The 22,169-nt window shown below is 71.0% G+C and carries 7 protein-coding genes; 2 read left to right on the top strand and 5 right to left on the bottom strand.

Annotated elements, in window-relative coordinates; all coding sequences use genetic code 11:
• Positions 1–125: 125 nt before the first annotated feature.
• From ACBR40_RS26415 to ACBR40_RS26400, 4 genes are all read right to left on the bottom strand, one after another.
• Positions 126–6,155 carry a PKD domain-containing protein gene (locus tag ACBR40_RS26415; RefSeq protein WP_371250477.1) on the bottom strand — a complete coding sequence of 2,010 codons (6,030 nt, stop codon included), beginning with the start codon at positions 6,153–6,155 and terminating at the stop codon, positions 126–128.
• 209 nt (positions 6,156–6,364) lie between these two features.
• Positions 6,365–7,255, bottom strand: a complete 891-nt coding sequence (locus tag ACBR40_RS26410) for a tetratricopeptide repeat protein (RefSeq protein WP_371250476.1) — start codon at positions 7,253–7,255, stop codon at positions 6,365–6,367.
• Positions 7,248–8,573 (bottom strand): MFS transporter, encoded by a 1,326-nt coding sequence (locus tag ACBR40_RS26405; protein WP_371250475.1) that lies wholly within the window; start codon positions 8,571–8,573, stop codon positions 7,248–7,250. Before ACBR40_RS26405 ends, ACBR40_RS26410 begins: the two co-directional genes overlap by 8 nt.
• Positions 8,574–8,664: 91 nt before the next feature.
• A complete protein-coding gene (locus tag ACBR40_RS26400) occupies positions 8,665–8,832 on the bottom strand; it encodes a hypothetical protein (protein ID WP_344219486.1) in 168 nt (55 codons plus the stop codon).
• Between the two features lie 439 nt (positions 8,833–9,271).
• Here ACBR40_RS26400 and ACBR40_RS26395 point away from each other — a divergent pair, with 439 nt between their 5' ends.
• Together ACBR40_RS26395 and ACBR40_RS26390 are read left to right on the top strand one after the other, a co-directional pair.
• A complete protein-coding gene (locus tag ACBR40_RS26395; RefSeq protein ID WP_371250474.1) occupies positions 9,272–14,662 on the top strand; it encodes a type I polyketide synthase in 5,391 nt (1,796 codons plus the stop codon).
• 107 nt (positions 14,663–14,769) lie between these two features.
• Positions 14,770–15,516: an SDR family NAD(P)-dependent oxidoreductase gene (locus tag ACBR40_RS26390; RefSeq protein ID WP_371250473.1), complete on the top strand. Its 747-nt coding sequence runs from the start codon at positions 14,770–14,772 to the stop codon at positions 15,514–15,516.
• Positions 15,517–15,618: 102 nt separating this feature from the next.
• Here ACBR40_RS26390 and ACBR40_RS26385 read toward each other — a convergent pair whose 3' ends face one another.
• The gene (locus tag ACBR40_RS26385) at positions 15,619–21,960 is read right to left on the bottom strand and encodes a PKD domain-containing protein (protein ID WP_371250472.1); all 6,342 of its coding nucleotides are present in this window, start codon (positions 21,958–21,960) and stop codon (positions 15,619–15,621) included.
• Positions 21,961–22,169: the final 209 nt, after the last annotated feature.

The raw sequence follows: 22,169 nt of genomic DNA, 5'->3' as shown, positions 1-22,169 counted from the left end.
GAGGGCTGAGTCGCGGGCTTCCGCCTGGGTGGCGGAAGCCCGCGGGCACACTCAGCTGTGGTCGTCGCCGATCCGGATGACGGCCTTCACGGTCGGTGCCTGGCTGGAGGGCCGGCCCTCACCGCTCAGCGAGCGCCCTTGGCCTGAACGAGCACGTAGACCTTCTTGCTGGTGGCGGCGCCGTCGTCGTCGGTGACCGTCACCGTGACCGGGTGACGCCCGGGCTTGGTGAAGGTGTGCGTCCGCGTGGTGCCGCCCTCGCCCTCGCGCTCGGCCAGAGCGCCGGCGACCTTCCGGCCGTCGACGGTCCAGACGGCCGTGTGGGTGTCGGCGGTGCCGAGGTCGGTGAAGGACGCCTTCAGCGTGACCGGGGTGCCCACCACGACCACGGTCTCGGCGGCCGGTTCCGCCAGCTTCACCACAGGGGCGGCGCCGGCGGCGTTCACCTTCAGCTGCGCGGTGCCGGTGGCGCCCGTATCGTCGGTGACCCTCACCGTGACCGTGCGCTCACCGTTGTCGGTGAACACGTGCTCCAGCTTCAGCTTCTCGCCCTCGACCGGCAGCGGCCGCGGTCCGGTGCCGTCGCCGTAGTCCACACTCGCGGTCCACGCCTTCGACCCGGGATCGGTCAGCGACCCGGTCGCCTGCCAAGTGCCGCCCTCGGTGACCTTGCCGGGCCCCGACAGCTTCACCTTGGGCGCCTGGTCCGGCGTCTCGCCGGCGACGACCGTGGCGGTGAACTTCGCCGCAGTCTGCAGGCCGCCGTTGTCGCGGACCGTCACGGTGACCGGGTAGGTCCCGGCCGTGGCCCACAGGTGCTCCAGGCTGATCTGGCCGCCCTTGGGGGTCACCGCCACCGGGCCGGTGCCGTCGCCGTAGTCCACGTTCGCCGTCCAGGCGGCCGAACCGGGGTCGGAGAAGGTCACCGCCCGCTGGAGCTTCTCGTTCACCGTCAGCTTCACATCCCCGCCCGCGGTCGCCGCCGGGGCGATGTTAGCGGCCGGCGGGGCTTCGATGACGTAGTGGATGCCCTCCTCGCTGACGCCGTAGCCGCCCTTGTTGTCGGTCACGATCACGAGGGCCCGCCCCTCGGTCGGGGCCGTGAACGTCCCGGTCACGGTGACAGTGCCGCCACCACCACCGGCGTTCGGCGTCACCTTGACCTCGCTTCGGGGCTCCCAGTCACCCCACTCCGCGCCCCACCAGATCTCAGCGGTGTGGGTGTCGCCCGTGTCTCCGTCGGTGTAGGGCACCGTGAACGTGAACGGCTGACCCACCACCCCCGTCAACTCACCCGCCGGGGCCCCGACCACCGGATCGGCGTTGCTCTCGATCCCCCGACCGGCCAGAGTCATCACGTACGACGGCTGATCACCATCGGTGATGACGGCGAGCTTCCCACTCGCCGCCCCCAACTGCGTCGGGCTGAACGTCACCCACATCGTGCACGACTTCCCCGGCGCGAGCTTCTTGGGCGACACAGGGCAGTCGTTGGTCTGCCCGAACGGGCCATCGGTCGTGACCGCCGTGACCGGCATGTCGGCGGTGCCGGGGTTGGTCAGCTTCACCTCCAGCGGGAGGCTGGTGGCCCCTATCCGCACAGGATCATCGAAGGTGAGCTTGGTGCGGTTCAACGCGTGGCGGACCGTCACGGTCGCCTCGGCCTTGTTGTTGCCCCTCGCGGGATCGGTCACATCGACGGTGTGCGCCGTCGCCGAGGTCTTGATCTCGACACCGTCGACGACATAGGAGGGGATGGTGGCGGTCACCGTGACGGTGGCGCTCCAGCCCGGCTCCAACACCTTCACCGTGTTGCGGAACCCGCCGCCGCTCTTGAACGGGGTGCACAGACCCCGCGAGGTCTCACACACCGCCCCTTCGGCGGCCGCAGGGATGACCACATCCAGCTGGACGCCGGTCGCGGTGTCGGAGCCCTTGTTGGTCACGGTGCTCGTCCACGTGACGGTCGCACCCGGACCGAGCACGGCCGGCGAGACCTTGTGCGTGACCTCCAGGTCCGCCCGTGGAGTGGACGGAGTCAACAGGTAAGACCGATCCCCCTGCGAAGTCCCATCCTTGACGAACCCGCGGACCAGGATCTGGCCCGAGGAGTTGACGTCCGCGATCGAGGTCACGCCCATGCAGGGCATGACATTCCCGACGCACTTCGGCAAGGGAAGCAGGTCGTCCAGGTGGTAACGCGCACCATCCACCCACACCGCCGGCCTCGCGGAGTCGTGCGCGCCGTGGTAGCCGACCACCACACCGTGATCGTTGACGGCGACCGCGCTGCCCTCACCCAGGTCGGTGCGCTGACCGTCCTTCCACGTATAGGCATGCTGGGTGTAATTACCGTCCGCCGTGCACGTGCCGTAGCCGACCAGCAGGCCGCCGGCGTTGACGTCCACGGCGGCGCCTTCGTCCGTCGTGCACTTGGGGATCTCCAGCAGCGTGGTCACACCGTTGGCGTGAACGGCCGGTTCACGATCGACGACGTTGCCACGGGGGTCCCGTTCCTTCACGACGGAACCGGCGACGACGCCCCGGTCGTTGACGGCACCGCCGAAGAAGCGCAGCGGCGTGTCGGGGATCCGCTCGAAGCCGCTCCGCTCCCAGATCCCGAAGTAGCCGTAGGTGATGTCGTGCCACCTGTCCACAGCGGTGAGCACCTGACCGTTGTCGTTCAGATCCTCTGCGAAGCTGTAGGTCGACGGCTCGTGCCCCGGATGCAGGTCGGTGACCGAACCGCCGCGGTAGACCACCGCATGCTCCCAGGACCCGTTGTTCTCCCACTTCTCGGCCCAGCCGGACACGTCCCCGGCCTCGTTGATGCCCGTGGCGCCCGACGGGCAGCGGGCCTTGCCCGAACCCTCACACGACAGGCCGCCCAGGTCGGTGAACACACCGGCCTCCCAGCGCACGGCCCGCCGGTCATCGCCACCGGAGGTTCCCACCGTGGCCGCGACCTGACCACGGTCGTTCAGCGCCACCGCCTCGGTCCGATCGGCGGTGTAGCCGGGCAGCGCGCCGATCTCGGTCACCTTGTAGGCGCCGAACCTGGCCTCCACCGTGTGCGGGCCGTCCATGGTGACCGTCAGCTCACCCGCGCCCCGCTCCTGACCATCGATGACCCATGCGATCGGGAGGTACCCCTCCTCAGGGGTCGCGGTCATCTTCACCTTCGTCCCGGCCGGGTAGGTGTCCTGCGCCGGCGACGCCGACACCGAACCACCCGGCCCGGCCGACAACTTCAGCGCGAACTCACGGGTGTCCGGCTTGGCCACCGTCACCGGCACCAGCGTGGACCGCTCGCCCTTACCGGTCCCGGCCACGACCGTGACCGGATACGAGCCGTCGGCCAGTTCCTCGGTGACACCGCCGTACCTGCCGTCGTCGGCGGCCTCGTCCCCGCTGTTCCCGTCGTCCTTCAGCGGCACCTCCTTCCGGGTGCCGTCCCCCAGGGTCAGGACAGCCCGCACTGCGACCCCGGCCACCGGCTGGCCGCCGTCGGTCACGGCCGCCTTCACCGCGACCTTGCCGTCCTGCGACGCCTCGGCCGTGGCCGTCACCTTCACCGGGTTGTCCACGATCCAGGCGCCCAGCTCGGCCTTGACCGGCTCGGGACCCGTGTTGGTGATCTCCAGCTTCCACGCCCCCGCCTGCGGCGCATCGACGCTCAGCCCCTGGACGACCTCCATGGCCTCCTCGCTGCCCGCCGCGTACTGCGCGGCCACCTTGCCCGACGGGTCCCGCAGCGCCAGCCCCACCGTCTCCGGCAGCGTTCCGACGACGCCGAACTCGGTGCCCTCCGGCACCTCCACCGGCACGCTCGCCGTCTTGCCCGGCTCCACCGTGGCCTCGAGCGAGGCGAAGATCGAGCTCTCACCACCGGCGGTGGCTTCGGCCTTCTCCTCACCGGCAGCGGCAGCCGCCCCACGCAGCCCGGGCAGGTCATCGGACAGCAACGACACGAGCCGCGGCCTGACGTAGTCGTTGAAGGCCTCCTGCGAGCCGGTCATGCTCGTGTGGGCGATCTCCATGGTCGGCGTGTCCTCGACCCCGTGTCGGGCACTCCACGCCGGCACGACCCTGTCACCGTCGTTGCGCACATCGGCATCGGGCTCGGGGACCTTGTCCCCGCCGAACCTCCACCCGCACGCGAGCGGCTTGCCCGTGCCCACCAGGTTGGAGAACAGCACACCCTTCAGATTCGTGGTCTTCGGGTTGAACTCATGCTGCATGTACTCCATGGTGTTCTCCCACGTCGCGGGATACCAAGGAATGCGCTCGTTCGCCTTCTGCATGAACTGGACCAGCTTGTCGGCACAAGGACTTCCCGCGTTCGGGGCGCCCATCGCGATCAGGCGGCGCACCACCGGCTTGCCGTCCTCGACCGGCTTCATCTCCCGGGCGATGTACTCACGGCTGATCGTCGTGCCCATCGAATGAGCGATCAGGTTCACATGGTGCGCGCCCTCGGCGGTGCGTACCTCGTCGATCGTCTGGCTCAGCATCGCGGCGTTCAACGGCAGAGGATAGGTCGGCAGGTTCGGAAGGGCCTTGATGCCGGTGCTGAGAGTGCCGGCCGCCTTGCCCGTCAAGAGCGGATGCGCGGACTTCAGGAACGCCGAGTACTTGCTCCAGGTGAGGGCGCTGCTGTTCCAGCCGTGCACCATCACCACAGGCAGCGGCCGGATGACGATCGGCTTGGTCGCCTTGCTCTCATCCTCGATGTTCTTGAGGACCCGGGCGGTCACCGAGCGGTTCGAAGACGGCTGACCATCATGCCAGGCCAGACCCGTGGTATCCCAGGACACCCGCTTGGTGACCGTGTCCTTCGGTGGGATGGTCACCTCGAACCGGCCGTCACGCACCACCTTCCCGGTCCCGTCCTCGACCACCTCCAGCGTCCGGCGCACCGGGATGTCGTTGGGGTTGTGGAGCGTGACCGTGGCACGGACCAGGTTGCCCTCGACCGTCCCCCGCTCCGGCACCGGGACCCAGTTGTTGGAGGGGTAGACCACGGTGTCGAGTTCCAGCGATTCGATCCGGACCTTCTGGGATCCCAGGTCGAGCAGGAAGGCGTGGTCCACGTCCGATCCCGCGGGCCGGCCGATGCCGACGATCTGGCCGACATCGTTGATGCCGGTGGCATCCTTCAGGGTCCAGTCCGAACCCGGCGGCAACAGGGTGTTCAGATCGGTTCCCACGCCGCCCTGGTACAGAGCGGCGTGGGCGGAGTAGCTGCCGCTGTCCTCCCTGATGTTGATCATCCCGACGCCGACGCCGGCCTCGTTGATCGCCTCTACCTGGCCGCCGTACGCATCCGGAATGTCCTGCTTGTGGGACCCTCCGTTCTTGTCCCACATGATGGGAATGTCCCACGGCTTCTCGTCCACGTAGCCAGCGGCCTCACCCTTGTCGTTGACGGCGAGGGCCCGGGTCTTGTAGGCGCCGGGAACCTCGAGCTCGTCCCGGTCGAGATCGAGAGGCTCGCCGGGCCTGCTCCGGAAGGCACGCAGAAGGGTGGGCGCACCGGGGTCCATGTCGGCCCAGCCGACGACGGACCCGGAGTTGTTCAGCGCCGAAGCCTCCACGTACTGACCCTTGAACGCTTCGAGCTTGAGTTCGGAGCCGTCGGGATCGCGTACATGATCGCCCGCGACCTGACCGCGGTCGTTGATGGCGACCGCCCATTTGCCCAGGGGGGTGATCTTGCCGGCTTTGACGAGATACACCTTCTGTCCGACGTCGTCTTTGTAGCCGTACGTGGTGACGACCACCGAGCCGTCGTCGCTGACCTCCCAGGGAGTGCTCACGTCCTTACTGGGGTCGAGGCCGAGGAGCGCATGAAGATCCGTCACAGATCCGGCGGAGGACAGCCTGGCCTGAGGACGACCGTTGTCCCAATGGGGGTCTCCGACCGCCCAGGTGACGTCACCCTTGTTGTTGACGTCGGTGACGGTACCGCCTGTGCCCACGAGGGAGCCGAGATCCGTGATCTTGGCCGGAGGATCGGCGGACGCGGCCGCAGTGGCCGGGGACGGTGTGGGTGCGGCGCTCGCGGGCGCGGGCACGGCGAGGGTGCTGAGCATCGCGGCCAGCGCGGGAATCGCCGCCCGCCTCGCGAGGGCGCGGCTGAGTAACCACGTCAAGGAAGATTCTCCAGAGCAGGGCCGCGCACCAGGCGCGGCCGGGGGGACGTAGAGGCGAGGGCCCGCCTTTGGTGGTTCCGCAGACTGCCGGCGCTGCGTGTCGCGGTGCCGGATCCGCGGGACAGCGATCAGGGTGCCCCATCGCCCTTGTGGCTCGTTTGGCCTCCTTGTCAAAGCTCATCCCGGCTTGACCCCGGGACCGTCGGCGGTCAGCTTGGCGGTGCGTCGTCGGCGACCGTTCCGCCTTCCAGTGACCGCGTACAGGAATCGAGATTGCGCAGGCACGCCAGCCGGACCGGCTGCTCCCGCTCCACCTCGTGGTGGAGCAGGGCGACCGCCCGCCGGAGGATCGACGCGGCCGTCCGCGGCCTGCCGCGCTTCCAGACGGTCATGGCGAGGTTGTTCAGTGCCACCGCCAGTTCGGGGTGAGACCGGCCCAGCAGCGTCTCCTTGATCATGAGGACCCTGCGGTACGCCGACTCGGCCGCGTCCAGCTCTCCCCTCGCGTACTGGATGGCGGCGAGGTTGTTCAGGGCGGACGCGACCTCGTAGTGATCGGCCCCGAGTTCCCTCTCGAAGACGGCGAGGGCGTCGCGCAACAGGCGCTCGGCCTCCTCGTCCCGGCCGAGCTCGTGCAGGATCGCGGCGAGCGCCGCCTTGTCGGCGGCGACCTGCGGGTGGTCGGGGCGGCATGCCCGCTGCCGTATCTCCAGCGCCCGGCGGGCGAAGGGCTCGCCCCGCGCGTGCGTCCCGCGCGCGTGGTTCAGCCCGCCGAGGTTGTGGTTGATGTCGGCGACGAAGGGGTGCGCCACGTCGAGGTGCGCCTCGACGATCCCGAGCGCGCGCCGGTACGACCGCTCGGACTCGTCGAATCGTCCGATGTACTTGTAGAGCACGCCGAGGCTGTTGCAGACCCGCCCGACGTCCAGGGAGTCAGGGCCGAAGGACTCCTCGGCGAGGGCCAGCGCGTTCCTGAGCGTCGTCTCGGCATCGCGGTAGCGGCCGCTTCGCCGGAGCGACTCCCCGAGCCCGGTCAGCAGGAGCAGGCGGGCGTCCGGCCCGGCCGGCTCCGTCACGCCGTTCCGGGGGCCGTCATCCATCACGCGTCCCCTCTCCCCGTCCCACCTGGACGGCGGAGCCGGCCGGGGCCGCGGCGACGAGGTTCGCCGAGGCGGGCAGGAGGCGTTCGAGCCGGAACGCCCGCAGCGCGACGAGGCCGAGCACCAGGACCATGCCGGCGAACAGAGCCGGTCCGTGACCGGCGCCGAGCACGGTCCCCGCCACCGCGGGTCCGATGACGACCCCGGCCGTCCCCGCGAGGCTGTAGGCCCCGTTGTACCGGCCGCGCGTCGCGTCCGAAGCCAGGTCGTTGACGATCGCCGGGAGGGTCGGGGACAGCAGCGTCTCCCCGACGGCGAACACGAACATCGCGACGGCGAAGCCGGCCGGCGCGGACGATCCGGCCGTTCCCGTCGCGGCCCACAGCACGATCAGCCACGCGGCGGCCATCAGCGCGGCGGAGAGCGCGAACCCCCGGGTGCGGCGTCTGCCGTCCATGAGGCGGAGGACGACGAGCTGCGCGAGGATGACCGTGACCGTGTTCACCACGAGGGTGAGTTGCAGCCCGGCCGCGTCGAGCCCGCCGGTCCGGGTGGCGAATATCGGGTACGCGCTGTAGAGCTGTGCGTACCCGAAGGCGAACACCCCCACCACCGACAACCAGATGGGCAGCAGGACCCGGTCGGTGAGTATCTCCCGGTATCCACGGGCTGCCCGGGGCTCCGGCGGCACTCGCCGGTCGCCGGCGGCGACCGGCGACGCCGGCCGGTGTCCGCGCGTCGCCAGGGAGATCACGACAGCGAGGACGAGGAACGTGGCCGCGTCCAGAAGATAGATGGTGACGAAGCTCTGGGCCGAGGAGAAAGTCACCGTGAACGCGGCCAGCAGCCCCCCGGCGCTGAGCCCGACGTTGAGGGAGGCGTGCCGGACGGCGAACACCTGCGAGCGCCGGTCGGTGGGAACCGACGTGCCGACAAGCGCCTGGAAGGACGGCTCGGTGATCGCGGCGCCGAGCCCGTACAGGCCGGCCGCGAGGAATCCCTGCCAGGCCGACCTGACACCGATCATCGCCGCCGTGCCCGCTGCCGCGAGGACGAGACCGGTCACGGCGGGCCACCGCGCTCCGAAGCGATCCGTCAGCAGGCCGCCGACGGGATTTCCGACGAGTCCCATGGCCGCGACCGTCGAGAGGATCGGCCCGGCCGTGCCGAGCTCGATCCCGCGCACCTGATTCAGGTAGATGAGGAAGAAGGGGAGGGTCAGCCCGGTGCCGAGCGCGGAGACGGCGTCGCCGCCGAGGATGAGCCACGCCCGCTGGGGAAGTTGTGGAATCAGGCCGCGCACCGGCACCGATCGCATCTGTCGTTCTCGCCTTCTCCTGGGTCCGAGGCGGGCGGGAGGCGTTCGCGCCGGAGCGCCGGCCCGCCCGCCTCGGACTGCTACATGCGGGTCAGGCGAGGACGGTCTCGTTGTGGTTGAGGCTCAGGCCAGGAGTGTCCGTCACGACGGTCTCGTTGTGATTCATGATCAGGCCGGGCGTTGCGTCGTCCTGGGGGCGGTCCTCCCGCAGGACGGTCTCGTTGTGGTTGAGGCTCAGTCCCGGCTCGATGAAGGGCATCGTCACTCTCCTTGTGAAACGGCTCGGCCCGGAGTGCCGAGCCGATCGGTTGAGACCCCGTCAGGCTGAGCCGCCGCGCTCACGATCCGCTTGTCGTCCTTGGGCGTCCTGGGATTCGTTTGCCGACGGCGCCGGGCGGGCCGGGCCTCCGGACTCGCCGCGCAGCAGCACCGTGACGTACCTGTGACCAGGTGCGCCCGGCCGCTGACAAGGTCATCTGCTTGTCCGCAAGAGCCCCAAGCCGTTTCCCTGTGCCGGCGGGCATCGTGGTCCGTGCCCGGAGGACTGCTCCAGGGGAGAGACCTCCGTCGGCGCATTGCTCGGCGGCACGACAGGCTCGCCTCGCCCCCACCCCGTGCTCTCCATGACCGCGCCGCCTTCCGGTGTGCGCCCGTGGACTCCTCAGCTTTCCGTCACCAGCAACAAAGGGGCCTCCAGGATGACTTCGATCGGCGAAGCTCAGCCCGTTTCCGAACCGATCGCCGTGATCGGCATGGCCTGCCGGCTGCCCGGCGCCCGTTCCCCGCAGGAGCTGTGGGAACTGCTCCGCCGCGGGGAGAACATGATCACCGAGGTCCCCCCGGACCGCTTCCCCGTCGAGGAGGTCTACCACCCGGTTCCCGGCACCTCGGGGAAGCTGTCGTCCCGCTACGGCGGGTTCGTCACCGGCGTCGACCAGTTCGACGCGGAGTTCTTCGGCATCTCGCCGCGGGAGGCCGCGGCCATGGATCCGCAGCACCGCATGATGATGGAGGTGGCCTGGGAGGCGTTCGAGGACGCCGGCCTCACGCTCGACCAGATGCCCGGCCTGACCGGGGCGGTCTTCACCGGCGTCATCACCAGCGACTACTGGGACCGGCAATCGGGTGTTCCCGACAAGCTGGACGTCCACACGGTCACGGGCAGCACCCGCGGCGGCAACGCCGGTCGCATCTCCTACGCCCTGAACCTGTCGGGCATGAGCGTGGCCCTCGACGCGGCCTGCTCCTCCTCACTGGTGGCCATCCAGCTCGCCGTGCAGTCACTGCGTGCCGGATCATGCGACCTGGCCTTCGCCGGCGGGGTCAACCTCATCCTCACCCCCGACCACGCGATCGGGTTCTCGCAGGGGTCGATGATGGCGCCGGACGGCCAGTGCAAGACCTTCGACGCCCGCGCCGACGGCTACGTCCGCAGCGAGGGGGCGGGAGTCGTCGTGCTGAAGACCCTCACGCGGGCGCTGGCCGACGGCGATCGGATCCATGCCCTGGTGCGTGGCGGCGCCGCCAGCAACGACGGCCACGGGGAGAGCTTCATGGCCCCCCAGATCGCCGGGCAGTCGGCCGGGCTGAAGGCGGCCTACCGCGACGCGGGGGTGGACCCGCTGAGCGTCGCGTACGTGGAGGCGCACGGGACCGGCACCAGCGCCGGCGACCCGGTGGAGATCACCGCTCTGGACGCGGTCCTCGGCCGGGGCCGGCCGGCCGATCGGCCGCTCCTGGTCGGCTCGGTCAAGACCAACCTCGGCCACACCGAGGGCGCGGCCGGCGTGACCGGTTTGATCAAGAGCGTGCTGTGCGTCAAGCATGGCTGGCTCCCGGCCAGCCTCAACTTCACCATCCCCAATCCCGCGATCGATTGGGACCGCCTGCGGGTGCGGGTCTGCGACACGGGCCGGCCGTGGCCGGAGGGGTCCGGCCCTCGGCGGGCCGGGGTCAGCAGCTTCGGCATCACCGGCACCAACGCCCACATCGTCGTGGAGGAGCCGCCGGCCACACCTCAGGCGCCCGCCGAAGGCGACGACCGCCCGGTCCTGCTGCCGCTGTCCGCACGCAACCCGAAGGCGCTGGCCGCCCTGGCCGGACGCTACCGCGACCTGCTGCGTACCGGCTCCGCGCCGCTGGAGCAGGTCGCCGCCGCGGCCGGCGTACGGCGCACCCACCACGACTTCCGGTGCGCGGTGGTCGCGGGCACCCGGGAGGAGGCCGCCGCCAGGCTGGACGCCTTCGCCGCGGACGGCCCCTCGGACGGGACGTACAGCGGCGAGACCGAGACCGGCCGGACGGCGGAGCGGCGCCGGACCGCCTGGGTGTTCCCCGGGCAGGGGGCGCAGTGGGCCGGCATGGGCCGTGACCTGCTCGACAGCGAACCGGTCTTCGCCGAGACGATCGCCTCGTGCGAGCGCGCCATGCGGTCGTACGTCGACTGGTCGCTGACCGACGAGCTCACCGCGGCTCCGCAGACCTCCCGGCTGACGAGGGCGGACGTGGCCCAGCCGGTCATCTTCGCGGTGCAGGTGGCGCTCGCCCGCCTGTGGCGCTCCTGGGGCTTCGAACCCGACGCGGTGATCGGGCACTCGATGGGCGAGGTGGCCGCCGCGCACGTGGCCGGGATCCTCGACCTCGACGACGCCGCCCGGATCATCTGCGGCCGCAGCGGGCTCGCCCGCTCCATCGCCGGTGGGCACGGCGCGATGGCCGCCGTCGAGTTGCCGTACGAGCGCGCCCGGGAGCGGGTGGCCGGGTACGGCGGCAGGGTGGTCGTGGGGGTGAGCAACAGCCCCACCTCGTGCGTGCTCGCCGGCGAGCCGCGGGAGATCGACGCCATCCTGCGCGACCTGGACGCCGAGGGCGTGTTCGGCAGGCGGGTGCAGGTGGACTTCGCCTCGCACAGCCCGCAGATGGATCCGCTGCGCGAGCCCCTCCTTGAGCTTCTCGCCCCCCTGCGCCCCCGAGAGGGCGACATCCCGCTGTGCTCCACGGTCACCGGCCGCTTCCTGCGGGGAGGGGACATGGACGCCGCCTACTGGGTCGACAACCTGCGCGAGCCGGTGCTGTTCGCCGACGCCGTCCAGCAGCTGGCCGAGGCGGGGTTCGACACCTTCGTCGAGTTCAGCCCTCATCCCCTGCTGGCCAGGGCGGTCCGGCAGAACCTGCACCACACCGGCCGGGACGGGATCGTGGTCACCGCCCTCACCCGTGACACGCCCGGCCGTACTTCCCTGCTGGAGGCCGCGGCCGAGCTGTACGTCGCCGGCCGCAAGGTGGACTTCGCCCTGATGCAGCCCTACGGCCCGCACCACGTCGCCCTGCCGGGCTACCCGTGGCAGCACCGGCGCCACTGGAGACACGCCGACCCGGCACGGGCCGCACGTGGGCCCGCCGGCCCGGACCGCACCGGCCACCCGATCACCGGCACGCCGCTGCGGCTGGCGCCCGACGACCACCTGCTGTGGGACCTCGAACTCGACCTCGATCGGCTGCCCTACCTGAACGACCACCGCGTGCACGGGATGCCGATGCTGTCCGGCACGACCTACCACGAGCTCGCTCTCGCGTCGGGCCAGGACGCCTGTCCCGACCAGCCCTTCCAGGTGGAGGACCTGCTCATGGAACGCGCGCTGTTCCTGACCGCCGACACCCCCCGCCGCCTGCAGGCCCGCCTGGACGCGGCGGCCGAGGACGGGAGCCGCCGCTGGGCGTGCTTCGCCGCCGAACCCGGCTCCTCCCCCGGCGCGCCCGCGCAGTGGATCCGGCTCGCCGCCGCGCTGCTGCGCCCGTGCCCGCCTGACCCGCGGGACGGCGTGGCCGACGTGCCCGACCTCACCGGTCACTCCGAGCCGGTCGACGTGGCCGCGCACTACGCGGCCCAGCATGATCGTGGCATCGAACAGACCGGGCCGTTCGCGGGCGTGGCCGCCCTCCGCCGGGCCGATGGAGCCGTCGCCGCCGAGCTCACCGTGCACGACGACATCGCGGGCGACCTGGAACGTTACGTCTTCCATCCGGCGTTGCTGGACTCGGCCCTCCAGCCGGTGATGACCCTGCTCGGCGACACCGGCGCCGCACAGGACACCTACCTGCCGGTGCGCACCGCGCGCTGCCGCGTGCACGCCCGGCCGGAGGCGGGCCGCCGCCTGTGGTCGCGCGCCGTGCGGACGTCCGCGCCGCTCGACGACGACCTGGTCGAGTTCGACGTCCTGATCGGAGACGAGACCGGCCGGCCGCTCGCGACCGTCGAGGGCTTCCGGCTCAGGAGGCTGGTCACGGATCCGCCCGAGGTCGCCGAGCAGAAGGCGCGGCGGCTGCTCCACGGGGTGGAGTGGACGGAGCTGGAACCGCTCACCGGCCCGGCGGCGGAGCGGGCGAACTGGCTGGTCGTGGCCGACGGCTCCGCCCTCGGGGCCCGGCTGCGCGCCACTCTCGCCGCACGCGGGGATCACACCGTCCTGGTGCAGCCGGGCGACGGCTACCGGCGACTCGGCCCCGACCACTACCAGCTGGATCCCGCGTCGGAAGCCGACTGGAAGAGGCTCGTCGAGCAGCGGGAGCTCGACGGCCTCTGGCCGCCGAAGGCGTTCGTGCACCTGGCCGCCGCGGACGCCCCCGGCTGGGGAACGGGCTCCCTGGAGAGCTCTTTCGACGTGCTGTGCCTGGTCAGGGCCATGACCACCTTCGGCCTGCAGCCCGCTTCCCGCCTCTGGCTGGTCACCACCGCCGCGCAGGCCCCGAACGGGACCGGCGACGTCGACCCCGGACAGACGGCCGTATGGGGCCTCGGCCGCGTGGTTCCCTACGAGCACCCCGAGCTGCGCTGCTCGATGGTCGACCTCTCCCCGGACCCGGGCCCCGACGAGCTTCGCGCCCTGCACGCCGAGATCAGCGCCGACGGGGCGGAGACCGAGATCGCCCTGCGGGGCGGCCGCAGGTACGCCGCGCGGCTCCGGCACCGGCCGCTGCCCGCCGCGCGTCAGGTCCCCGTCCGCTCCGACGCGACCTACCTCGTCGCCGGCGGGTTCGGCGGCGTCGGTCTGCTCACCGCCGAATGGCTCGTCCGGCACGGCGCCCGCCACCTCGTACTCGTGGGCCGGACCGGCGCGCCGGCCGAGGCCGCCGATCGGATCGCCGCGATGACCGACCACGGCGTGCGCGTCCACCTCGCCGCGACCGACATCACCTCCCGGGCTCGGCTGGCCGGCCTGCTCGACGAGATCGGCCGGACCATGCCGCCTCTGCGCGGAGTCGTCAACTCCGCCGTCGTCCTCGACGACGGGACGCTCGCGCAACTCGACCGCACCCGCTTCTTCACCCCGATGCCGCCCAAGGTGGACGGGTCGTGGAACCTGCACGAGCTCACCCGCGACCTGCCCCTCGACTTCTTCCTCCTCTATTCCTCCGCGGCCTCCCTGATCGGTTCGCCGGGCCAGGGCAACTACTCGGCCGCCAACGCCTACCTCGACGGGCTGGCATGGCATCGGCGGGCGAACGACCTGCCCGCCCTCAGCGTCAACTGGGGGCAGTGGAGCGGCACGGGACAGGTCGCCAAGGCCGGCAAGGACCTCCGCCTGGATCAGCGCGGTTTCGCCGGGTTCGATCCCGCAGACGCCCTGACGGCCCTCGAGCGCCTGCTCACGGACCCGCCCGCCCAGGCGGGCGTCATGTCCTTCGACCCCGTCATATGGACGCACTACTTCCCCGCCCTGCGCTCCTCCTCTCTCTTCAGCGAACTCGTGGCGGACTCCACACCGGACGCCGCCGACGCATCCCGGCTGACCCGCGGCATGCTCGCCGAGCACGACGCCGCAGCCGCGGCACGCCTCGTCACGGCCTATCTCTGCGCCCAGATCGCGGACATCGTCCAGCTTCCCCGGGAGCAGGTCGGCCCGGCGCAGCGCCTGCACCGGCTGGGCCTCGACTCCCTGATGGCGGTCCAGTTGCGCAACCGCGTCACGCTCGACCTCGACGTCACCCTGCCGACCGCGGTGTTCCTGCAGGGCCGCTCGATCGGCGACCTCGCGGCGGTGGTCCTCGACCACCTCGGGTCCTTCCCGGCCCGGCCAGAGCACCCCTGAACCGGCCGGAGGAAGCCGGGCGCCGGGTCGGCGCCCGGCTTTCCCGTCCCGGCACCACCGTAGGAACCAGCCTCCCGCGAGCAGACCGGGAGAAAGGCAGCAGCAGCATGAACGGACTCACAGGCAAGGTCGCGCTGGTCACCGGTGGATCGCGCGGCATCGGCGCAGCGACGGCCCGCACGCTCGCCGGCGACGGCGCGGACGTGGCCGTCAGCTACACGACCTCGGCCGGCAAGGCCGAGGCGGTGGTGGGCGAGCTCCAGGCCAAGGGCGTGCGCGCGGCGGCGTTCAGGGCCGACCAGGCCGACCCTCGCCAGGTGGAGACACTGATCGGCGCGGTCGTGGAGCGCTTCGGCCGGCTCGACATCCTGGTGAACAACGCCGCCGTCTTCGTGCTGGGCCCGGTCGGCGGGCCCGCCGGCGACGCCGCCGCGTACGCCCACCAGGAGGCGGTCAACTACAGCGGCGTGGTCGCGACCATCCGCGCCGCGACCAGGGTGATGGAGGACGGCGGCCGGATCATCACGGTCGGCTCCGTGGTCAGCGTGCGCGCCGGATGGCCGGGCGTCGCGGACTACGCCACGACCAAGGGCGCCGCGGCGGCCTACACCAGGGCGGTGGCGCGGGACCTCGCGCCCAGGGGCATCACCGCCAACGTCGTCCAGGTCGGCTGCGCCGACACCGACATGAACCCCGCCGACGGCGTGTACGCGCCCGGGTTCCTCCCGGGCATCGCCCTCGGCCGTTACGCCCGTCCCGAGGAGATCGCGGCCCCGATCGCGTTCCTCGCCGGTCCCTCCGCCTCCTACATCACCGGGGCCGTGCTCAACGTCGACGGCGGCTTTCTCGCATAGGCGAGGACGCTGCGGCGCGACCCTCACCACATCACGAAGACCCCGGCGGGTTCGCCCGGCGGGGTCTTCGTGGTCTGCGAGAGCGGCGATGGGGCGGGGCTGTCAGTTCCGGCCGCTGATCCGGATGATGCCGGTCACGGTCGGCGGCGGGCCGGTGCGCTGGTTGTCGTAGACCAGCTCGCCGTTCTTGCGCCACGCCCTCAGCCTGAGCTGGTCGGTGCGGTCGAACGGCTTGCCGGAGTCGACGGCTGTGATCTCGAACGTGACGTCCGTGGTGCCGTTGACTCTCCCACTGCCGCGCACGATCGCCTTGCCGCCCCCGGCCGCGAGGACCGTGAAGGCGGTGTCGCGGAGATGGAACCCCGGAGCCTGGTAGCTCAGCTCGCCGGCGGGCGTGGTCGTCTTGCGCGGGTAACCGGCGGCGACGGCGAACGCCGCCGCGCCCGCCCTGTCGCAGGCGGAACTCAGCTTGCAGGAGCCGCCCGGCGAGGCCACCACCCCCGCGCCCACCAGCGAGCCGGCCGGGTCGTACACGATCACGTACGCCTTGTCACCCCCGGCGGTGTCCACCGTGGTGGTGGCGCCGTCGTCGTCGGTGACCGTCACCGCGATCGGGTGACGCCCGGCCTTGGTGAAGGTGTGCGTACGGGTGACCGTGCCCTTGCCCTCGTGCTCGGCCACCGCCGCGTCCACCGTCTGGCCGTCGACGGTCCACGTGGCCGTGTGGGTGTCGGCGGTGCCCTGGTCGGTGAAGGACGCCTTCAGCGCGATCGGGGCGCCCACCGCGACGACGGCGCCGGCGGCCGGTTCCTCCAGTTTCACCTCGGGGGCGGCGTTGGCGGCCTTGACCTTCAGCTGCGCGGTGCCGGTGGCGCCCTTGTCGTCGGTGACCGTCACCGTGACCGTGCGCTCGCCGTCGTCGGCGAACACGTGCTTCAGCCCGAGCTGCTCGCCGTCCACGGGCAGCGCCTGGGGTCCGGTGCCGTCGCCGTGGTCGACGCTCGCGCTCCAGGCGGCCGAGTCCGGGTCGGTGACGGTCGCCTCACCGGTCCACGCTGCCCCCTCCGTGATCGTGCCGGGCCCGGACAGCTTCACCTGAGGGGCCTGGTTGGGCGTCTGCGCGGGGACGACCGTGGCGGTGAAGCTCGCCGAGGTCTGCAGGCCGCCATTGTCGCGGACCGTCACGGTGACCGAGTAGGTCCCGGCCGTGGCCCACTGGTGCTCCAGGGTGATCTCCTGCCCGGCCGGAGTCACCGGCACCGCGCCGTCGCCGTAGTCCACCGTCGCCGTCCAGGAGGTGGAATCGGGGTCGGAGAAGGACACCGTCCGGTGCAGCTTCTCGTTCACCGTCAGCTTCACGTCTCCGCCCGCGGTCACCACCGGCGCGGTGTTGGCGGCCGGTTCGTCGTCGATGACGTAGTCGATGCCGCCGCTGTCGGTTCTGTCGCCCTTGCTGTCGACGACTCCGATCATCGCGATGCCCACGAACGGTTCGTCGAAGGTCCTGGTCGCGGTGACGGTGCCGCCACCACCACCGGCCTTCGGGGTCACCTGGGCCTTGACGACGGATCCGTCGCCCCACTCCACCACCGCGGTATGGGTGTCGGTGGTGTCGGCGTCGGTGAACGGCACGCTCAGGGTGAACGGCTTGCCCACCTCACCCCGCAGCGGGGTCGTGGTGTCCGGGGTCTCGACGACGGGGGCGTTGTTGGCCGCGATGCCCTGGCCGGACAGGGTCACCACATAGGACGGCTGGCCGCCGTCGGTGGTGATGGTGAGTTTCCCGCTCGCCGCTCCCACGTGGGTCGGAGCGAACGTCACCCCTATCGTGCACTTGTGCGCCGGCTCAAGCCGCACCGGGCAGTCGTTGGCCTGCCGGAAGGGGCCCTCGGTGGCGACGGCCGTGACGGGCATGGACTCGCCGCCGCGGTTGGTCAACGTCACCTCCACCGGGTAGGCGCTGGTCGCGCCCACCCGGACGGGATCGGCGAAGTTGATCCCGGAGCGGTTCAGCGCGTGCAGGACCGTGGCCGTGGCCTCGGCCTGGTTGTCACCGAGCTCGGGGTCGGTGACCGCGAGGCTGGAGGCGCGGGCCCGCGTCGCGAGTGCGGTGCCTTCGGCGGTGCCGGAGGGGATCGTGGCGGTCACCGTGACGGTGGCGCTCCAGCCCGGCTCCAGGACCTTGACCGTGTCGCGGAATCCGCCGCCGCCCTTGAGAGCGGTGCACAGGCCCCGTGAGGTCTCGCACGCCGCCGTCCCCGCGGCCGGAGGGACGAGCACGTCCAGCCGGACGTCGGTCGCGGGGTCGGGCCCCTTGTTCGTCACCGTGCTGCTCCACGTGACGGTCGCACCCGGACCGGGCTCGGCCGGCGAGACCGTGTGGGTCACCTTCAGATCCGCACGGGCGGTGGACGGAGTCAGCAGGAACGACCGCTCCTCCCGGCCGGACTCCCCGCTGAGGACGCCCCGCGCCAGGATCTGGCCCGAGGAGTTGACGTCCCACACCGACGTCACGGTCATGCACGGGTCGTTCAGATGGGCACACTTCGGCAGGGGAAGCAGGTCCTCCAGGTTGTAACGCCGCCCGTCCAGCCAAAGGGTCGGTATGTCGGTCTTCGGCGCACCGGTGAAGCCGGCCACCAGACCGTGGTCGTTGACGGCCAGGGCTATGCCTTCGCCGAGGTCCGTGCGCTGACCGTCCTTCCAGGCATAGGCGTGCGTGGTGCTCCCCTCACGCGTGCTGCAAGTCGCCTGGCCGACCACCTGGCCCGTGGCGTTCACGTCGTGCGCGCTGCCGCTTTTGTACTCGCACTCCGGAAGCTCGAGCGGCGTGGTCCCGCCGTTCTGGAAGAGGGCAGGTTGCCACCTCACGGGGATGCCGAGGCCGTCCCGTGCCGTCACGTACGCGCCCGCGACGGCGCCCTTGCCGTTGATGCGGTCGCTCCCGCCCTGGAGGGCGGAATACGCCCCGTACGGCGGCGTCGCCGGCAGTTGCTTGGCGGTCCCGTTGGTCCACATCACATGGTCGGCATTCCTGTTCCACCTGTCCGTCCAGCCGAACACCTGACCACTGTCGTTCAGGTCCGCGGCTCCGCTGTTGGGCGACGAGTCGTGCCCCGGATGCAGGTCCGTGACCGAACCGCCGCGATAGACCACCGCATGCCGCCAGGACCCGTTGTCCTCCCACTTGTGAGCCCAGCCGGACACGTCGCCGGCCTCGTTGATGCCCGTGGCGCCCGACGGGCAGCGGGCCTTGCCCGAACCCTCACACGACAGGCCGCCCAGGTCGGTGAACACACCGGCCTCCCAGCGCACGGCCCGGTCGTCCTCGTGCCCGATATAGCTCTCCACCGTGGCGGCGACCTGACCACGGTCGTTGAGCGCGACCGCCTTGGTCTGATCGGCCTTGTAGCCGGGCAACGCGCCCAGCTCAGTCACCGCGTACGACCCGAACTTGGCCACCACCGTGTGGGCGCGGTCCATGGTGATCGTCAGCGTCCCGGGGGGCCGCTCCCTGCCGTCGACGATCCATCCCAGTGGGATGCGTCCGGCCTCGGCGGTGGCGGTCACCGTCACCACAGTCCCGGCGCGATAGGCATCCCGCGCCGGCGACGCGGTCACCGAGCCACCCGGCTGCGCCGACAGCTCCAGCTCGAACTCGCGCGTGTCGACCTTCTGGATCTTGACGGCGTCCTGCGCGGTGCGCATGCCGGCGGGCGTGCCGGCGCGGACGCCGACGCTGTACCCGCCGTCCGGGAGCGCGTCGGTCGTGGCGCCGTAGACACCGTCGCCGGCCGCGCCGTCATCGCTTCCTCCGTCGTCCTTCAGGATCACCTCGTGGCGGCCGGAGTCCTCGTCCATCAGGACGGCCCGCACGTCGGCCCCGGCGACCGGCTTCCCGTCATCGGTGACGGCGGCCTTCACCTGGGCGCGGCCGTCTTCCGACGACTGCCGGGACTCGACCGTCACCTTCACCGGGTTCCCCGCGACCCAGGCGACCAGGGCCGCCTCGACCGGCCCTGCGGCCGTATTCGTGATCTCCAGCTTCCACTGGCCCGCCGTCGGCCTGGAAACGCTCAGCCCCTGGACGGGCTGCTCGGCGTCCTCGCTGCCGGCGTCGTACCGCGCGGCCGGCTTCCCGGACGGGTCGCGCAGCAGCAGCCCGACGGTCGGCGGCAACGCTCCGGTGACCCCGAACCCCGTGCCCGCCGGGACCTCCAGCGGCACGGTCGCCGTCGTGCCCGCCTCCACCCTGACCGAGGGCGCGGCGAACGTCGAAGCCGCACCGGCGCCGGCCTCCGTCCCGGACCGCGCGGCGACGCCCTTGCGCAGCGACTCCACGCCACCCGGATTGCCGGTGTTCACCAGCGTCGACGAGAGCCGCGGGACGACGTAGTCGCGGAAGTCCGGCCACGATTCGGTCATTTCCGTGTGAGCGGTCTGGGTGTAGGGGATGTCGGTGTAGGTGAACTGGGCGCTCGACTCCGGGACGTACCGGTCGCCGTCCTCGCCGTCCTGCCAGGGGAGGTAACAGGGCACGGGCCGGCCCACACCCACGAGGTTGGAGGCCGTGACCCCCTTGAGGTCGTTGACCTTGCGATTGAAGATCTCGTCCACGTACGGCACGCTCACCTGCTGCGTGGCCGGCATGAAGGGGACGGGATAGTTCCACAACGCCAGATCCATGAGCCTGTCCGCACAGGGCGACCCCCTGTTGGGGGTGCCGAGCTGGATCATCCGGCTCACCACCGGCTTGCCGTCCGGCGAGTCGGGCATCTCGGTCTGGATGTACTGCCGGGTGATCAATCCGCCCATGGAGTGGGCGACGACATCGACGTGGAAAGCGCCCGTCCCCCTGCGCAGGGCCTCGATGTAGACCGCCTCCTGCACGGCGTTGTCCCTGAGGGTCCCGGTGCGTTCAAGGGGGTTCGACGCGTTACCGGTGTGAAGTTCGCCGGGAATTCTCCCGTCGCCGACCGCGTACCCCTCCAGCAGGGGACTCACTTTCTTCATGAGCGCCGGATAGGTGCCCCATGCCTTCTGCGCGTCACTCATGTAGCCGTGCACCAGGGCCACGGGTTTGGGCCGGACCTTGTAGGGTTCGGTGCGTCTGTCGTGAACGAAGCCACCGGCGACGAGCGTCGCGGTCACTCTTCGCGATGAATTCACCTGGCCCTTGTGCCAGGCGAAGCCCGCGGTGTCCCAGATCACCTCTTCCGTGACGGACTCTCGAGGATCGAGGATCTCGTCGATCTCCCCGCCGGGCAGAGTCTTTCCGGACACCTCCTCGACCAGGCGAAGCCGTGTGGACACGGGGCGGTCACCGCGGTTCAAGATCGAGACGGAGACGCGGACCCGGTTGCCGTCGATCGTCTCCGCCTCCGGCACCTCGACCCACTCCTCGGACGGGTAGATCTGCGTCGCGAAGGTGAGCGAGTGGATGACGGGGTCGGCGTCCCCGAGGTCGAGCAGGAAGGCGTGGTCGAGGCTCTCTCCCGGAGGTATCCCGACGCCGGTGATCTGGCCGAGGTCGTTGATGTCGGTGGCCCTCTTCAGGGTCCAGCCCGGCACCAGGGTGTGCAGGTAGATTCCGACATTGTTCTCGAACAGGCCGGCATGGAGCCAGCCCTGCTTGTCGTACATCCTTCCCACGCCGGTGCCGGTGTTGTTGAGCGCATCCACCATGCCGCCGAAGGGTGTGTCCATCGGCTGAGCCCTGCCGTTCTCGTCCCAGATGAGGGGGACGTAACCGCCGTTCTCGTCCGTCCCGTAGCCGGCGACCTGACCGCGGTCGTTGATGTCGAAGGCCACGGTGGAGTCCTTGTACTCCAAACGGTCCCGCCTGACGTCGATGGGCTCGCCGGGCCTGGTGCGAAAGGCGCGGTACCTTTTGTCGTACTTGTCGGTGTTCGTGTCCATGCCGCCGGCAACCTGCCCGCGCTCGTTCAGCGAGGAGGCATCCACCCTCTGGTCTTTGTACGCCGAGAGTCTCAGTACGGAGCCGTCCGGGTCGCGGATCCAGTCGGGGCCGACGACCTGCCCCTTGTTGTTGATGGCCCTGGCCAGGCCCGGTTCGATGCGGGTGGCCTTGCCGTCCTTGAAGAGGAAGGACGGACGGCCGTCGAAGGTGCCGACCACGGCGCCGTCGTCGTTGACGTCCATGGCGACGCTGGAGCGCACGTCGGCGCCGAGGCTCGCGTGGACGTCGACGACGGACCCGGCGCTGTACAGGGCGGCTCTGCCGCCCCCGTTGGTGGGCTCCCAGGGAGCCGCGGCGACCTCGCCCTTGTTGTTCATCGCCGTGACGACGCCCATGTTGCTGTTGAGGGGGCCGAGGTCGATGATCCTGGCTTTGGAGGCGGTGTGCGCCGCCTCGCTCGTGGGGGACGGTGACGGCGCGGGCGCGGCGACCGCGGACGGGGGCAGGGCGAGGGGACCGAGCAACGCGATGATCGCGGTAAGCGTTATCCGACTTGCGCGAGCACGGCTGAGCGACCAGGTCAAGGAAGACTCTCCGAAGCTGCTGCCACGCGCCGGGCGCGGCATGGGACGAGGACGGTGCGCGCATCCCTGGGGCCAGGTGGGCCACGACCGGCCGGTTCTCCAGGAGGAGGACGAGCGTGTCCCGCCCTTCTGGGACTGTTGGGGTGAGA

The sequence above is a fragment of the Nonomuraea sp. AD125B genome (genome assembly GCF_041402765.1).
In the GTDB taxonomy this organism is placed as follows: domain Bacteria; phylum Actinomycetota; class Actinomycetes; order Streptosporangiales; family Streptosporangiaceae; genus Nonomuraea; species Nonomuraea bangladeshensis.
The sequence above is the reverse complement of the archived record's forward strand: the minus strand, read 5'-3'. Positions and strand labels throughout refer to the sequence as shown.

Excerpts from the sequence above, each read along its gene's own strand:
- ACBR40_RS26410 (WP_371250476.1), bottom strand. The coding sequence starts at position 7,255 with ATGGATGACGGCCCCCGGAACGGCGTGACGGAGCCGGCCGGGCCGGAC.
- ACBR40_RS26405 (WP_371250475.1), bottom strand. The coding sequence starts at position 8,573 with ATGCGATCGGTGCCGGTGCGCGGCCTGATTCCACAACTTCCCCAGCGG.
- ACBR40_RS26400 (WP_344219486.1), bottom strand. The coding sequence starts at position 8,832 with ATGCCCTTCATCGAGCCGGGACTGAGCCTCAACCACAACGAGACCGTC.
- ACBR40_RS26395 (WP_371250474.1), top strand. The coding sequence starts at position 9,272 with ATGACTTCGATCGGCGAAGCTCAGCCCGTTTCCGAACCGATCGCCGTG.
- ACBR40_RS26390 (WP_371250473.1), top strand. The coding sequence starts at position 14,770 with ATGAACGGACTCACAGGCAAGGTCGCGCTGGTCACCGGTGGATCGCGC.